Source organism: Streptomyces sp. AHU1 (assembly GCF_045343905.1).
Classification (GTDB): Bacteria; Actinomycetota; Actinomycetes; order Streptomycetales; family Streptomycetaceae; genus Streptomyces; species Streptomyces triticiradicis.
The window spans coordinates 6306409-6322301 of the sequence record NZ_CP174283.1 but is presented as its reverse complement, the minus strand read 5'-3'; the positions used below and the strand labels follow the sequence as shown (position 1 = coordinate 6322301).

At 73.9% G+C, this 15893-nt stretch carries 12 protein-coding genes; 6 read left to right on the top strand and 6 right to left on the bottom strand.

Annotated features, from left to right (window positions below; all coding sequences use genetic code 11):
- Positions 1-16: 16 nt before the first annotated feature.
- The gene (gene rsmD, locus ACICHK_RS28240) at positions 17-604 is read right to left on the bottom strand and encodes a 16S rRNA (guanine(966)-N(2))-methyltransferase RsmD (protein WP_406839052.1); all 588 of its coding nucleotides are present in this window, start codon (positions 602-604) and stop codon (positions 17-19) included.
- Positions 605-671: 67 nt separating this feature from the next.
- Positions 672-2885, bottom strand: a complete 2214-nt coding sequence (recG, locus tag ACICHK_RS28235; RefSeq protein WP_406839051.1) for an ATP-dependent DNA helicase RecG — start codon at positions 2883-2885, stop codon at positions 672-674.
- Between the two features lie 166 nt (positions 2886-3051).
- Between recG and ACICHK_RS28230 the strand changes: the two genes are divergently transcribed.
- Positions 3052-4890, top strand: coding sequence for an HSP90 family protein (locus tag ACICHK_RS28230; RefSeq protein WP_151472136.1), 1839 nt, complete (start codon positions 3052-3054; stop codon positions 4888-4890).
- On the top strand, positions 4887-7916 hold the full coding sequence (locus tag ACICHK_RS28225) for a tetratricopeptide repeat protein (RefSeq protein WP_406839050.1): 3030 nt from the start codon (positions 4887-4889) through the stop codon (positions 7914-7916). Before ACICHK_RS28230 ends, ACICHK_RS28225 begins: the two co-directional genes overlap by 4 nt.
- Before the next feature lie 363 nt (positions 7917-8279).
- On the opposite strand, the gene ACICHK_RS28220 is transcribed toward ACICHK_RS28225, so the two are convergent.
- Entirely contained in the window at positions 8280-9299 is a 1020-nt protein-coding gene (locus tag ACICHK_RS28220; protein WP_406839049.1) for a LysR family transcriptional regulator, read from the bottom strand.
- A gap of 81 nt (positions 9300-9380) precedes the next feature.
- On the opposite strand from ACICHK_RS28220, the gene ACICHK_RS28215 reads away from it, so the two are divergent.
- Positions 9381-10307 (top strand): DMT family transporter, encoded by a 927-nt coding sequence (locus ACICHK_RS28215; protein ID WP_406839048.1) that lies wholly within the window; start codon positions 9381-9383, stop codon positions 10305-10307.
- A 30-nt stretch (positions 10308-10337) separates the two neighbouring features.
- On the opposite strand, the gene ACICHK_RS28210 is transcribed toward ACICHK_RS28215, so the two are convergent.
- A complete protein-coding gene (locus ACICHK_RS28210; protein WP_406839047.1) occupies positions 10338-12128 on the bottom strand; it encodes a DAK2 domain-containing protein in 1791 nt (596 codons plus the stop codon).
- Positions 12129-12392: 264 nt separating this feature from the next.
- Here ACICHK_RS28210 and rpmB point away from each other — a divergent pair, with 264 nt between their 5' ends.
- Positions 12393-12578, top strand: coding sequence for a 50S ribosomal protein L28 (gene rpmB / locus ACICHK_RS28205; protein ID WP_151472132.1), 186 nt, complete (start codon positions 12393-12395; stop codon positions 12576-12578).
- A 173-nt stretch (positions 12579-12751) separates the two neighbouring features.
- On the opposite strand, the gene ACICHK_RS28200 is transcribed toward rpmB, so the two are convergent.
- On the bottom strand, positions 12752-13717 hold the full coding sequence (locus ACICHK_RS28200) for a thiamine-phosphate kinase (RefSeq protein ID WP_406839046.1): 966 nt from the start codon (positions 13715-13717) through the stop codon (positions 12752-12754).
- 206 nt (positions 13718-13923) lie between these two features.
- Between ACICHK_RS28200 and ACICHK_RS28195 the strand changes: the two genes are divergently transcribed.
- On the top strand, positions 13924-14157 hold the full coding sequence (locus ACICHK_RS28195; RefSeq protein WP_103548548.1) for an Lrp/AsnC family transcriptional regulator: 234 nt from the start codon (positions 13924-13926) through the stop codon (positions 14155-14157).
- A 20-nt stretch (positions 14158-14177) separates the two neighbouring features.
- Positions 14178-14687: a DUF3515 domain-containing protein gene (locus ACICHK_RS28190; protein ID WP_406839045.1), complete on the top strand. Its 510-nt coding sequence runs from the start codon at positions 14178-14180 to the stop codon at positions 14685-14687.
- Positions 14688-14708: 21 nt separating this feature from the next.
- On the opposite strand, the gene ACICHK_RS28185 is transcribed toward ACICHK_RS28190, so the two are convergent.
- Positions 14709-15866 (bottom strand): D-alanine--D-alanine ligase family protein, encoded by a 1158-nt coding sequence (locus tag ACICHK_RS28185; protein ID WP_151472129.1) that lies wholly within the window; start codon positions 15864-15866, stop codon positions 14709-14711.
- Positions 15867-15893: the final 27 nt, after the last annotated feature.

The window sequence follows — 15893 nt, the reverse complement described above, 5'->3', positions numbered from 1 at the left end:
TCGCTCTCCGGTCCGGTCATCGTGCTTCTTCGCACGTAGAGGCGGCGCGACCGTACCAAAACGTGCCCTCGCCGTAGCGACGGGCCCTGATGGGCTCGAAACCCTCGGGCCAGCCGAATTCACCGCCTCTGGTGCTGCGCTCCACGGTGACGAGCGCATCCTCCGCGAGCCAGCCCCCCGAGCGGAGTGTGAGCAGAATCTCCCGAAGATCGTCGTCCGAAACGACGTACGGAGGGTCGAGGAAGACCAGGTCGTACGGCTCCCCGGGAGGGGCCGCCTTGACGATCTGCTCCGCTTTGCCCGCCCTGACCTCGGCGCCCGGCAGGCCCAGCGTCCTCACGTTGTCGCGGACGACCTTGGCCGCGCGGGCGTCCGCCTCCACGAGCAGGGTGTGTCCGGCGCCGCGGCTGAGGGCCTCCAGGCCGACGGCGCCCGAGCCCGCGTACAGGTCGAGCACGCGCTCGCCCTCCAGCGGGCCGCCGAGCAGGGACTGCCAGGTGGAGAAGAGGCCCTCGCGCGCCCGGTCGGAGGTGGGGCGGGTGCCGGTGCCCGGCGGGACGGCCAGACGGCGTCCGCCGGCCCGGCCGGCGATCACGCGGGTCATGAGGGTCCTTTGCGCTGGGGGTGGTCGGTTCCTCCCAGTCTCTCAGCCGCCGGCCCCTCGCCGCCGCTCAGCCCTTGTCCAGGTACTGCTCCCGTTCCTCGTCCAGCAGGGCGTCCAGGGCGACGCGCAGGCCGGGCAGGTCACCGAGCTCCGGGTCCGCCGCGACGACCGCGGTGGCCTCCTCGCGGGCCTCCGCGATGATCTCCTCGTCGTCGATGACGGCGAGCATGCGCAGCGAGGAGCGGACACCGGACTGCGCCTGGCCGAGGACGTCGCCCTCGCGGCGCTGTTCGAGGTCGATGCGGGAGAGCTCGAAGCCGTCCAGGGTCGAGGCCACCGCGTTCAGCCGCTGGCGCGCCGGGCTCGCCTCCGGCATCTCGGAGACCAGCAGGCACAGCCCCGCCGCCGAACCGCGGCCGACCCGGCCGCGGAGCTGATGGAGCTGGGAGACGCCGAAGCGGTCGGCGTCCATGATCACCATGGCGGTGGCGTTCGGTACGTTCACCCCGACCTCGATCACGGTCGTGGCGACCAGGACGTGGGTCTCGCCCGCCGCGAAGCGGCGCATGACGGCGTCCTTGTCGTCGGGATGCATCCTGCCGTGCAGGACTTCGACCCGCAGGCCCTGGAGGGGCCCCTTGGCGAGCTGGTCGGCGACGTCCAGGACGGCCAGCGGCGGACGCTTCTCCGCCTCGTCCTCCGGGGACTTCCGGGCGCCCTTCTTCGGGTCGTCCTCCTCGTCACCGATGCGGGGGCAGACGACGTACGCCTGATGGCCGTTCTCCACCTCCTCGCGCACGCGCTCCCACGCGCGCGTGAGGAAGTGCGGCTTGTCCGCGGCCGGGACGACGTGGCTGGCGATCGGGGAGCGCCCGGCGGGGAGCTGGTCGAGCACGGAGGTCTCCAGGTCGCCGAAGACCGTCATCGCGACCGTGCGCGGGATGGGCGTGGCGGTCATGACCAGGAGGTGCGGGGGCTGCTTGCCCTTGCCGCGCAGGGCGTCGCGCTGTTCCACGCCGAAGCGGTGCTGTTCGTCGACCACGACCAGGCCCAGGTCGTGGAACTGGACCTTGTCCTCGATCAGCGCGTGGGTGCCGATCACGATCCCGGCCTCGCCGGTGACCAGGTCGAGCAGCGCCTGCCTGCGGGCGGCCGCCCCCATGGAGCCGGTGAGCAGCACGACCTTCGTCGCGTGCTCGGCCCCGCCGAGCATGCCGCCCTCGGCCAGCTCGCCCATCATCTCGGTGACCGACCGGTGGTGCTGCTGGGCGAGCACCTCGGTGGGCGCGAGCATCGCGGCCTGCCCGCCCGCGTCGACGACGGCGAGCATGGCGCGCAGGGCCACCATCGTCTTCCCGGAGCCCACCTCTCCCTGGAGCAGACGGTGCATCGGGTGTTCGGTGGCGAGGCCGTCGAAGATCTCCTTGGAGACCTTCCGCTGACCCTCGGTGAGGGTGAAGGGCAGTCTGGCGTCGAAGGCGGTCAGCAGGCCGTCGGGGGCGGGGGTCCGGGCGACGGCCGGGAGCTGGCCGTCGGCGTGGCGGCGGCGGGCCAGGGCGACCTGGAGGACGAAGGCCTCGTCCCACTTGAGGCGGGCGCGGGCGTCGTGGATGTCGGCCTTGGTGCCCGGGCGGTGGATCTTGAGGAGGGCCTCGGGCAGGGGGACCAGGCCCCGGCCGTCGCGCAGCGAGTCCGGGAGGGGGTCGACCGCCCGCTGGGCGCTCGGCAGCACCGTCTGCACGGACTTGGCGATCTTCCAGGACTCCAGCTTGGCGGTGGCCGGGTAGATCGGGATGAGGGCGCCCGCCCAGCTGTCGACGCTCTCCGCCGCCTCGTCGCCCTCGCCGCGCAGCAGTTCGTAGGCCGGGTGGGCCAGCTGGAGGCGGCGGTTGAAGACGGAGACCTTGCCGGAGAACATCGCGCGGGTGCCGGGCAGCAGGTCCTTGTGGGGCTTGTGCACGCCGTTGCCGAAGAAGACCAGCTGGACGCGGCCGCTGCCGTCCGTGATGGTCACTTCGAGGCGCTGGCCCTTGCCGCGGGGCGCCTTCGACGAGGCGAAGGTGTGCAGACGGGCGTCGGCGACCTGGGCGACCACCGTCACGTGCTCGTCCATCGGCAGGTCGGCGAGGTGGGTGAGCTGCCCGCGCTCCTCGTATCTGCGGGGGTAGTGGTGCAGCAGGTCGCCGACGGTGTGCAGGCCGAGGTGCTCGGCCATCACCTTCGCGGTGGCGGGACCGAGCGCCTTCTTCAGTGGTTCTTCGAGCACGGACACGAGATCCATTGCACACCACGGCACTGACATTGCCGTATACGTCCTGGAAATCCGCTGGTCAGACGGCTCGTTCCGGGCCTAGGATGACGCGCTCCGGCCCTCTTCGCGGTCACCGCCCCCGGGACCGCCCGACCCCGCGCCGTCGCCCGTCCCCCCACCGACCGGCGCAGCGACGATGGACTCCCAGACCTCACAGCCGTCCCAGGCCTCCCCGTCACCCCATACGTTCCAGGTCGACCTGCGCGGTCTGGTCGACCTCCTCTCCCATCACCTCTACTCCAGTCCCAAGGTCTACCTGCGCGAACTGCTGCAGAACGCCGTCGACGCGATCACCGCGCGGCGCGCGGAGCAGCCGGACGCCCCGGCCACGGTGCGGCTGCACGCCGAGGGCGGGACCCTGCGGGTGGAGGACTCCGGGATCGGGCTCACCGAGTCCGACGTGCACAGTCTGCTGGCGACCATCGGCCGCAGCTCCAAGCGGAACGACGGCCTGGAGTCGGCCCGTTCGGACTTCCTCGGCCAGTTCGGCATCGGACTGCTGGCGTGTTTCGTCGTCGCCGAGCGGATCCGGGTGGTCAGCCGCAGCGCCCGGACGCCCGACGCGGCGCCGGTCGAGTGGACCGCGGCCGACGACGGCTCGTACACGGTGCGCACCCTGCCTCAGGAGGCGCGCGCCGAGCCGGGCACGACCGTGCACCTGGTGGCGCGGGCCGGGGCCGGCGAGTGGCTGAGCCGGGAGCGGGTCCTGTCGCTGGCGCGCGACTTCGGGTCCCTGCTGCCGTACGACGTGCGGGTCGGCGACGAGGCGGTCACGGACCTTCCCGCGCCCTGGGACCGGCCCTATCCGAGCCCCGCCGGCCGCCGGGTCGCCCTGGCCCGGCACTGCCGGGAGCTGTTCGGGTTCACTCCGCTGGACACGATCGGCCTGGACGTGCCGCTCGCCGGGGTCCGGGGCGTGGCCTACGTCCTGCCGTCGGCGGTCTCTCCCGCCCAGCGCGCGAGCCACCGCGTGCACCTGAAGGGCATGCTGCTCACCGAGCGGGCCGAACAGCTGCTGCCGGACTGGGCGTTCTTCGTCCGCTGCGTCCTCGACACGGACAGTCTGCGGCCCACCGCGTCCCGCGAGTCGCTGTACGAGGACGAGACCCTCGCCGCCGTGCGCGAGGCGCTGGGCGAGCGCATCCGGTCCTGGCTGACCGGGCTCGCGGCGGGCGATCCGGAGCGGCTGGCCGCCTTCCTGTCCGTGCACCACCTGGGCGTGAAGTCGCTGGCGCGGCACGACCCGGAGATGCTGCGCACGATGCTGCCGTGGCTGCCCTTCGAGACGACCGACGGGCGGCTGTCCCTGGAGGAGTTCGCCCAGCGGCACCCGGTGGTGCACTTCACCCGGACCGTGGAGGAGTACCGGCAGGTCGCGCCGATCGCCTCCGCGCAGGGCGTCGGGGTCGTCAACGGCGGCTACACGTACGACAGCGAGCTGATCGAGGCCCTGCCCGCCGTACGGCCGGGCACGGCCGTCTCGGAGCTGGACGCGGACACCGTGACGGCCCACCTGGACACGGTCGACCCGGCCGAGGAGCTGGCCCTGTCGGCCTTCCTCGCGGCCGCGCGGGCCCGGCTGGACCCGCTCGACTGCGACGTGGTGCTGCGCGCCTTCCACCCCCTGTCGACGCCCGCCCTGCACCTGGACGACCGGGCGGCCCGCCACGAGCAGGCCCGCGCGGAGGCCGAGGAGCAGGCCGACGACCTGTGGGCGGGCATCCTCGGCTCGCTGCGCGGCAGCGCCCCGCGCGCCCGTCTGGTCCTCAACCACCTCAACCCGTTGATCCGCAGGATCAGTTCGCTCGGCGACCCGGACCTGATCGGCACCGCCACGGAGTCGCTGTACGGGCAGGCGCTGCTGATGGCCCAGCGCCCGCTGCGGCCCGCGGACTCGGCGCTCCTCAACCGCGCCTTCATCGGCCTTCTGGAGTGGGCCACCCACACCGATCCCGGAAAGGACGACCGCCGATGAGCCCGGCCATGGACTTCGACACGCTGCGGCGGGCGATGGCGGACAACTACGAGCAGCCCGAGGGGCCCGGCCGCAACGCGCGCGCGGAGCAGCTGCTCGTGGAGGCCGAGAAGCTGGACGTCCCGCTCGCCGTCGTCGAGGCGCTCGGACACCAGCTGAAGGTCTACAACTACAGCTCCGAGAAGGACAAGATGTTCGTCCCCTTCGCGCGCCTGCTGCGCATGTGGGACGAACACCCCGAGCACTTCGACGAGTTCGAGATCCACTCCCTGCACTGGGTCTTCAAGTGGATGTCGGCGGGCATGCTCGACCAGCCGCACGTTCCGCTCGCCTCCATAGAGAAGTGGCTCGGCGAGATGGAGCATCGCTACCGTCTCGCCGGTCACTCCGAACGGGCCGTGCGCAGCGCCGAGTTCAGCGTCGCCGCCCATCTGGGCGACCTGGAGCGCGCCGAGCGGGCGTACACCGCCTGGATGGCGGCGGACCGTGACTCCATGGCCGACTGCCACGCGTGCGAGCTGCACGGGCAGGGGTGGTGGCGGGCGGTGCGCGGCGCGGACGAGGAGGCGCTGGAGCTGTGGGCGCCGGTGCTCGGGGGCGAGTACACCTGCGCCCACGAGCCGCACACCGTCCTCGCCTCCTCCCTGCTGCCGCTGCTGCGGCTGGGGCGCGTCGAGGAGGCGCGCGCCCATCATCTGCGGGGCTTCCGGCTGGTGCGGTCCATGGAGAGCATGCGGGGCGCGTACGCGGACCACGTGGAGTTCTGCGCCCTGACCGGCAACGAGGCGCGCGCCCTGGAACTGCTCGCGGAGCGCCCGGCCTACTTCACGGACTCCGGGGACCCGCGCAGCAAGCTGGACTTCATGGCGGTCGTGACGCTCACGACGGACCGGCTGACCGCCCTCGGGCTCGGCGGGCAGCCGGTTCCCGGGCCCGCGGGGCGGGCGTGGACGGCGGCGGAACTCGCCGTCCACGCGCGCGGGGAGGCGCTCGCGCTGGCCGCGCGGTTCGACGACCGCAACGGCACGCCGTACATCGGCGAGCGGACCCGCGCGCGCATGGACCGGCCGGTGCTCGTCGACCGGCTGCCGCTGGGCGTCCGCCCGGCGCGTCCGGCACGCGCCGGGTCCCACCCGTCGGTGCCGGTGCCGGTACCGGCACCGCGGACCGTGGCCGTGGCCGCCGAACCGGACCTGGACGCGCTGCTCGCCGAGGCCCGGCGGCTCTCGGCGCTGCGGGACCCGGACGCGGTCGAGGCGTGGGCGGCGGTCTCGCGCGCCGCCGAGGGCCGGGAGCTGGAGGTCGGCGACCGCGCGGAGATCGCCGATCACGCGGCGATGGGCCTCGGGCCGCGGGGCGCCGCTCTCTTCCTCCGGGCCGCCGAGCTGTACGCCGAGGCGGGCGACCCCGGTGAGGCGCTGGCGGCCCGTTCCCGCGCCGCGTACGTCCAGGCGCTGTCGGGCGGGTCCGCGCGGGCCCTGGAGGTCGTCGCGGAGCTGCGCGAACAGGCGCTCGCCCTGTTCGCCGAGGGCGGGACGGGGGTCTCGCAGACGGCGTCCGTGCTGGTGAGCCGGGCGCGGACGCTGATGCACCGGGTGGACGAGCTGGAGACCGCCGCGGTGGACGGGCAGCCGCTCGCCGACTCCGGCTCCGGCTCCGGCTCCGAGGGTGATGTCACGGTCGCCGCGGAGGAGGCCGTGCGGGAGTTGCTGGCCCTCGCGGAGCCGCGTGCCGGGGACGACGTGGCACTCGCGTCACGGGCCGCCGAGGCGTACGCGATGCTCGGGGAGCTCTCCGCCCGCGCCGACGACGCCGAAGCGGCCGCCGGGCTCCTCCGGCGCGCCGTCGAGGGGTTCGTGGCGGCGGGGCTGCCGTGGTTCGCCGTCGAGTACGACTCCCGGCTCGCCGGGATCGCGATGCACCTCGGCGACATGGAGGCCGCGGAGCGGGCCACGCGCGACGCGCTGGATCACGGAGGCTCCCACCTGGAGCCGGCCGGCCACGCCCAGCTGCACCTCCGGCTCGCCGAGACGCTCGCCGCCACCGGGCGGTTCGGCCCCGCCTCGGAGCACGCCCTGGAGGCCGCGCACTGGGCCGACGAGGCGGGCGAGACGGCCACGTTCGGGGCCTGGGCGCGCCATCAGCTCGGTGGTTTCCTGCTCCGTCTGGGGCGGTGGGCGGAGGCCGCCGAGATCCTGGAGTCGGCGCTGCCGGATCTGACCGCCGAGACGCACGGCGAGGGCGCGATCGTGCAGACGCGCTGGTGGCTCGGCGACTGTCTCACCGAGCTCGGCGAACACCGGGGGGCCGCCGAGCACTGGCTGCGCGCCGCCGACGTCGCCCGGCACTGGCCGGAGCAGCGCGACCACGCGGTGCTCGCGCACCTCGCGGCCGAGGCTCTCGGACGCGCCGGGATGACCGCCCAGGCGGATCAGGCGTACGTCCGCGCCTGCGGCCTGTGGCGCGAGCTGGGCGACGTCCACGGGCTGGTCCGCGCGCTCCGGGCCCGCGCGTGGAGCGCGGCCCGGCTGGACGGAGGGCTCGCCGAGGCGCGGGAGCTGATGGCGGAGGCGGTCCGGGAGTGCGAGTCGGCGACGGCGGCACCCGGCTCCGGAACCGGTGCCGGTGCCGGGCCCGAGGACGAGAACGGGGGCAAGGACGCCGGGCGTCGTGTCGTCGCCGAACTCGGGCACACCCACCGCCAGTTCGGGGACCTGGTGGCCCGTTCCGTACCCGACGACGCGGAGGAGGCCGCCGCACGGGACGCGTTCGAGGAGGCACTCGGGCACATGACCCGGGCGATCCCCGTGTTCGCCTCCCTCGGTGACGCCCTGCTCGGCGCCCGGACGGGTTCCGAGCTGGCGGCGGGCTGGCTGGAGGCCGACCTGGGCCGGCACGAGGCCGCCTCGGCACGCGCGCGCACGGTCCTCGCCCTGTGCGACCGGCTGGACGGGGAGACCGCCGGGGCCCGGCGGTCCGAGGCCGAGAAGATGCTCGCGCTCGTGGAGAGGGCCGGCCGGGCCTGACCGGGACCGGGGCGCGGAACCGGCCGCGCCCCGGCACGAGACCACCGCCCCGGGCACCGGGCCCCGTCCTCCCGGTCACCACACCCGACTGCCGGAACCCACCCCGGCTCCAGGCCGCCGCGCACCGACGGCAGACCCCCGCCACGCGGCCTCGACCCACGACGGGCGCCAGGCCTCCGCCACACGGCTCAAGTCGCCACACCCTGACATCGAGCCCCCTCCCCGGCGCCGGAACCCGCCCCGGCCCCGGCCCACCACGCACCGGCAGCAGGCCCCCGCGACACGCCCCCAAGTCGCCACAGGCTCCGGGCCTCCGCCACGCGGCCTCGACCCACGACGGGCGCCAGGCCCCTGCCACACGGCTCAAGTCGTCGCGCGCGGGCGGTGGTTCCTCGCTCCTGCGCCCAGGTCCCCGCGCGCGGACGTCATGGTGGCGTCGGGGTCCCCGGCGTCGCCCGTCTCACAGGAGGCCGGCGGGGCCGGGGTGTCTCCGGTGCGGATCGTCTCGGCCGCGCGGCGCAGTTCGTCGAGGACCGTCCGTACCGCCCTGCGGGCCGCGCGTTCGGGACGGTGGAGCACGTCGATGCGGCGTACGGCGTGGACCCCGGTCAGGGGCCTGAGGACCAGGGCGGGATGCGGGCGCGTGGTCCAGCGGGGCATCAGGGCGATCCCGCCCCCCGCGGCGACGATCTCCGCGACCACCGTGAACTCGTTGACGCGGTGGACGATGTCGAGCCGCCGGTTCGCGGCCGTCGCGATGGCGTCGGCGGTGGCCATCAGGGGGAACCCGTCGTGCACGGTGATCCAGGGCTGGTCCGCGACGTCGCGCGGGGTCAGGCTCGCCGCGCGGGCCAGCGGGTGGCCGGCCGGCAGCGCGACGTCGAGGGGTTCGCTGAGCAGCGTGGTGGCGGTGACGGTGCGCGGCCAGGGCGGCGTGTGCGCGAGATGGTGGGCGACGACGAGGTCGTAGTCGCGGGTCAGCCGGGGGAAGTGGTCCTGCGCCACGTCCTCGTCGGCGAGCGAGAGCCGCGGGGCCGCCGGGGCCCGGCCGCGCAGCAGGACCGGGAAGAACGTGGCGGCCGCGCTGTGGAAGGCGGCCACCGACACCTCCCCGGCCGGTTCGTCGACGAAGTCGTCCACGCAGTGCCGTGCCCGGGCGAGGGCGCTCTCCACCTCGATCGCCGCGCCGGCCAGCACCCGCCCGGCGTCCGTCAGCACCAGCCGCCGTCCGTCGCGTTCGGTGAGCGGGACCGGGATCGAGCGCTGCAGCAGCCGCAGTTGCTGCGAGATCGCCGAGGGGGTCATCAGCAGCGCCTCCGCCACGGCGGTGACACTGCCCAGTTCGCCGAGTTCACGCAGGATCCGCAGCTGCCGCTCGTTCACCCGCTCATTGTAGTGATGCTTAAAAGACGCTGAAGAACTTCGCTCTGGGCTTCAGGGTCGGGGTGCGGGAGCGTGTGGGGCGTGTCCCGAGTCCGCAGCACCGACGCGGTGCTTCTCCTTGTCGCCGCCGTCTGGGGTTCCAGTTATCTGGCCGCCAAGACCGCCACTTCGGCGCTCCCCGTCCTGCTCGTCCTGTTCGTGCGGTACGGCGTCTCGGCCGCCGCCTGCACCGCGCTCGTCGCCGCCCGGCGCCGGACGAGGCGCTGCACGCGCGACGAGCTGCGCGTCGGGGCGGTGCTGGGGGTCACCCAGGCGGCGGTCCTGGCCCTGGAGACGTACGGCGTCGCGCACACCAGCGCGGCCAACGCGGGCCTGCTGATCAGCCTCACCATCGTGCTCACCCCGCTGCTGGACCGCCGGTCCGGGACCCCGGGGCTGCCGCTCCGCTACTTCGCCGCCACCGGCCTGTGTCTGCTCGCCGTCTCCCTCCTGGTCTCCGGCAGCGGCTTCCACGCACCCCGCGACGGTGACCTGCTGATCCTCGCCGCCGCGCTGGTCCGAGCGGGCCATGTGGCACTCGTGGGGCGGCTCACCGCCCGCCGCCGGGTACGGCCGCTGCACGTCACGACCGTCCAGACGGTCGTCGGCACCGCCCTGTTCGCGGTGCCCGCCGCCGGTTCCCTGTCCGCTCTCGGCGGCGTCGACGCGGCGGGCTGGGCCCAGCTCCTCCACCTCGCCCTGCTCTGCAGCGTGTTCGCGTTCCTGGCGCAGACCTGGGCGGTGCAGCGCGGTTCCGCGAGCCGGGCCAGTCTGCTGCTGGGCACCGAGCCGGTGTGGGCCGTCGCGTTCGGCATCGGCCTCGGCGGCGAACACCTCACGGTCCTCACCGCCCTCGGTGCCGTGCTGATGGTCGCCGGGACCTACTGGGGGCAGGCCGTCGAGCGCGCCCACCGGACGGCCGCCGCCGCGGAGGCCCCCCGGCCGCCCGCGGTTCCCGCGGGCGTCTGAACCACCGCCGCGGACGGCGTCCCACGGCCGCTACTCGACCCCGATCAGCAGCAGCGCGCCCTGGCGCCCGCCCCGGTACACCACGGTGTCCACCGCGAGGTACGACTCCCGTACGCGTGCCTCCAGATGGGCGGCGATGGACTCGGGGGCCTCGTCGCCGAGGACGAGGGTGACCATCTCCCCGCCCGCCGCGAGCATGCGGTCGAGGACCGTCTCCGCCGTGGCGGTGACATCGGTGCCGATGACGGCCACGTCGCCGTCGACGAGGCCGAGCACGTCTCCGGCCTGGCAGATGCCGGCCATGGTCCAGGACTGCCGCTCGGCGACGGTGACCTCGGCGTAGCGGGTGGCTCCCGCCGCCGAGGTCATGGCGACGACGTCCTCGTCGAAGCGGCGCTCCGGTTCGTGCACGGCCAGCGCGGCGATGCCCTGCACCGCGGAGCGGGTCGGGATCAGGGCGACCCGGACGCCCTCGGCGCGGGCCTGTTCGGCGGCCGCCGCCGCGGTGTGCCGCAGGTCGGCGTCGTTGGGCAGCAGCACCACCTCGCGCGCGTGGGCCCGTCGTACGGCCTCCACGAGCTCCCCGCTGGCGGGCGGTTCGTCCGGCCGCGCCAGCACGGTGGTCGCCCCGGCCTCGGTGTAGAGCCCGGCCAGGCCCTCGCCGGGCACGACGGCCACGACGGCCCGCTGCGTCCGTTCCCGGGGCACACGTCCCGCCCCGGCTCCGGTGTGCGCGTCGCCGAGCCCGAAGTGGGTGATCCGGATGCGGTACGGGCGCCCGGCCTCGACGCCCGCCTCGACGGCCGCGCCCGCGTCGTCCACGTGCACGTGGACGTTCCACAGACCGTCGCCGCCGACCACGACGAGGGAGTCGCCGAGGGCGTCGAGCCGGTCCCGCAGCCGGTCCACGGCCGCGTCCTCCGCCTCCAGGAGATAGATCACCTCGAAGGCGGGATGGCCGTCCTCCGCGCCCCCGTCCCCGCAGGCGCCCACCGCGTCGGCCCCGTGGTCCTGCCCGGCGCCGGCTCCGGCATCCGCGGGAGCGGCGGCCGGGGTCCCGGCGGAAACGGTCGCGCCCGCGGGTGCGGGGGTGGCCTCCTCCCCCGGCCCGTGCGGTCCGGGCGGGGCCGTGGACGGTCCCGGCGCCTCCCCCGTGAACGTCTCCACCAGTGCCGCGAGCACCGCCACCAGCCCTCGCCCGCCCGCGTCGACCACACCGGCGCGCTCCAGGACGGCGAGCTGCCCGGTGGTCGCGGTGAGCGCGACGCCCGCGCCCGCGTAGGCCGCGAGGGCGACCGCGCCGCAGTCGCCCTCGACGCCGCAGGCCGCGTCGGCGGCGGCCGAGGCGACGGTGAGGACCGTGCCCTCGACGGGGTGCGCGACGGCCCCGCGGGCGGAATCGGCGGCGTTCCGCAGCGCGAGGCCCAGGCCCCGGCCGTCGGTGTGATCGGTCTCGCCGTCGGCGGCGAGCACCTGGGCCATGCCCCGCAGCAGCTGCGCGAGGATCGTCCCGGAGTTGCCCCGGGCCCCGATCAGGGCTCCGTGCGCCATCGCCCGCACGGCATCGGCGAGCGGGACACCGCCCGCTCCGGCGGCCCCGGGCGCCGGAGCGGCCACCGCCTCGTGCCCCGCGAACACCGCTTCGACCGCCGCCGCCGCCGACTCGAGCGTCAGATACAGATTCGTCCCGGTGTCGCCGTCGGCGACCGGGTAGACGTTGATCGCGTCGATCTCCTCGCGCGCACGGCCCAGGGCCCGGAGCGCGAGCCCGCACCAGGTGCGCACCGCGAGAGCATCGAATGTCTGCGGCACCTGCGGCACCGGGGCCTCCTTGAGCTGCTGGACGTGGGACGCAGCGTAGACCCAGAACGGGTTACTGCCGGTAGAGGGCCCCGGGGCCGAGGAGGGCGGAGTGGCAACCGGCAGATCATGGTAGTTTCGTTCTCCGGACGCAGTCGTTGTATGCTGCTCCAGTTGCCCGATCCGATCGGGCCATCCCCCTGGCACCGCCACTCAGATCCTAGATCTCGATCCTCGGCATGCCGGGATCAACCGTAAGTGCATCTGAAGTCTTTGGAGTGACCCGTGGCTGCCAACTGCGACGTCTGCGGCAAGGGGCCGGGCTTCGGCAACAACATCTCGTTTTCGCACCGCCGTACACCGCGTCGCTGGAACCCCAACATCCAGCGCGTCCGTACCGTGGTGGGCGGGACGCCGAAGCGCGTGAACGCTTGCACCTCGTGCATCAAGGCCGGCAAGGTCACGCGCTGACAACCGCCAGCGCGCGGCCACTGCTGGTTCGCTTGCACTGAACCCGTCCACCTCACGGTGGGCGGGTTTTTTGCCGTTCTCGTGCCTATGGGGCGCCCTTGTCCCCGTGGGGCGCCCCCGTTCCCACGGGACGCACCCGGCGTCCGGGGTGTGCTCCCCGGACGCCGGGGGCCTCAGGACTCGATGTCCCCGAAGTGGTCCCAGCCGCCCTTGCGCGTCCAGGGCGCGCCGTCCACGGTCACCCGGGGCAGGGCCGACGGGTTGAGGACCTCGCCGATCACCTTCCAGCGCGCGGGCAGCTTCACGTCCGGCGGGAAGGTGGCGACGATCGCGTGGTCCTCGCCGCCGGTGAGCACCCACTGGATGGGGTCGACCCCGACGGCCTGGCCGATGTCGTTCATCTGCGAGGGGATGTCGATGTCCCCGGAGCGGATGTCGATGCGCACCTTGCTCGCCTCGGCGATGTGCCCGAGGTCGGCGATCAGGCCGTCGCTGACGTCCGTCATCGAGGTCGCGCCGAGCCCGGCGGCGGCCGGGCCCGCGTGGTACGGCGGTTCGGGCCGACGGTGGGCCTCGACGAAGGCGCGCGGCGAACGGAAGCCCCGGGAGAGCACCGCGAAGCCCGCCGCGGACCAGCCCAGCCAGCCCGTCACGGCGACGACGTCACCGGGCTGCGCGCCGGCCCGGGTAACCGGCTCGTGGTTGCGCAGATCGCCGAGCGCGGTGATCGAGACGGTGATGGTCTCGCCCCGTACGACGTCCCCGCCGACCACGGCCGCGCCCGCGACCTGGCACTCGTCGCGCAGTCCGTCCATCAGCTCGGAGGGCCAGGTGGCCGGAAGCTCGGCGGGCACGACCAGGCCGAGCAGCAGCGCGGTCGGCACGGCGCCCATCGCGGCGATGTCCGCGAGGTTCTGCGCGGCGGCCTTGCGGCCGACGTCGTAGGCCGTGGACCAGTCGCGGCGGAAGTGACGTCCTTCGAGGAGGACGTCGGTGCTCGCCACGACCCTGCGGTCCGGCGCTGCCACCACCGCGGCGTCGTCGCCGGGGCCGACCCGGACCGCCGGGGTGGTGGTGAGGCGCGAGGTGAGCTCTCGGATGAGCCCGAACTCCCCCAACTCGCCCACGGTGCCCTTCATGATCGTCGTGCTCCCTTAGTCGCTGCTCGTGCCCGGTCGCGAGCCGTCTGAGTACTCGGTACGGTCGAGTTGACCGTCAACTTGCGCAGTCCCTCCACCCCGGCGCGCGATCCCCAGTCCCCGCGGGTCTCCCCGCGGCGAGCGGCAACGCGATACCGTGGCGTTCCTTTTCCCCACATGATCCTCGTGGCCGCCCTGGAGGTTCCGTGGTACAGGCGTACATCCTGATCCAGACGGAGGTCGGCAAAGCGTCGACCGTCGCCGAGACGATCAGCAAGATCCCGGGGGTGATCCAGGCCGAGGACGTGACAGGACCGTACGACGTGATCGTGCGCGCCCAAGCCGACACCGTCGACGCGCTCGGCCGCATGGTGGTGGCCAAGGTCCAGCAGGTGGACGGCATCACCCGCACCCTGACCTGTCCGGTCGTGCACCTGTAGCCCCCGTCTACCCTTGGCCGGTGAACTTCTTCCGTCACCGGCACACCGCTTCCCTCGGGCTGCCCGCTCTCGCGGCGCTGATCGCGATCGCGGGCTGCTCCTCAGCAGACGACAGCGCGTCCGTCGCGGTTCCGAGCCCGGACACGAAGGTCACCGAGCTGTGCCAGAACCTGGACAAGGCGCTGCCGCGGACCGTGGACGGCCGTCGCCGTCAGGACCCGCAGCCCCGGTCCGCGCTGACCGCGGGCTGGGGAAGCCCGGCGATCATACTGCGCTGCGGTGTCGAACGGCCGCCGAAGATGACCGACCCGAAGGTGGCCACGGGCGACGACCCGAAGGCGGTCGGCGGCGGGGTGAACGGCGTCGACTGGCTGATGGAGCGGCAGGACGACGGGACGACCCGTCTCACCACCGCTTCGCGTCTGGCGTACGTCCAGGTCACCGTGCCCGAGGGCGCCGATCCCTCCGGTGTGCTCGTCGACCTGGCCTCCTCCGTCAAGAAGGCGATCCCCAAGGGGATCGCCGACTGACGTGCTGGTGTCGCGGACCGCTCAGCGCAGTCCGGTGGACCGCCGCAGCGCCGCCTGGATCAGACGGTCGACGAGCTCCGCGTAGCCGACGCCCGTCTCCCGCCACATCCGCGGGTACATGGAGATCGGCGTGAAGCCCGGCATCGTGTTGATCTCGTTGATCACGAACTCGCCGTCCTCGGTGAGGAAGAAGTCCGCGCGGACCAACCCCTCGCAAGAGGCCGCCTCGAAGGCCTCGACGGCCAGGCGGCGGACCTCGGCGGTCTGCTCCTCGGTGAGCGGCGCCGGCACGATCCCGTCGGCCGCGTCGATGTACTTGGCCTCGAAGTCGTAGAACGCGTGCGACTGCACGGGCGGGATCTCCGCGGGGACCGAGGCGCGCGGCCCGTCCTCGAACTCCAGGACCCCGCACTCGATCTCGCGGCCGCGCAGCAGCGCCTCCACGATGATCTTCGGGTCGTGCCGCTGGGCCTCCTCGATCGCCTCGTCGAGGCCCGAGAGGTCGTCGACCTTCGTGATGCCGAACGACGAACCCGCGCGCGCGGGCTTCACGAAGAGCGGCCAGCCGTGCTCGCCGGCGAAGTCGACGATCTTCTTGCGGGCGGCGGCCTGGTCCCGCTGCCACTCGCGCGGCCGGATCACCACGTACGGGCCCACCTTCAGGCCGAACGAGGTGAACACCCGCTTCATGTAGTCCTTGTCCTGGCCGACGGCCGAGGCGAGGACGCCCGAGCCGACGTAGGGGACGCCGGACAGCTCCAGGAGGCCCTGGAGGGTGCCGTCCTCGCCGTACGGACCGTGCAGCATCGGGAAGACGACGTCGACCTCGCCGAGTGCCTTGGGGACCGACCCGGGTTCGTTGTAGACGACTTCGCGGTTGGCGGGGTCGACGGGGAGCACCACGCCGCCCTCGTCGGACTCGGCGAGCTGTTCGACGTTGGGCTGCTTGCGGTCGACGATCGCCATGCGTTCCGGCTCGTCCGCGGTGAGCGCCCAACGGCCGTCCTGGGTGATGCCGATCGGCAGTACGTCGTACTTCGTACGGTCGATGGCGCTCAGGACGGCGCCGGCGGTGACCACGGAGATCCCGTGTTCGGAGCTGCGGCCGCCGAAGACGACGGCCACACGCGGCTTGCGAGGCGCCTGCTCAGGGCTCTGGGGGAGGTTCTCGGTGCTCATATCGCGTCGAGAGTACCCCGGGGTACG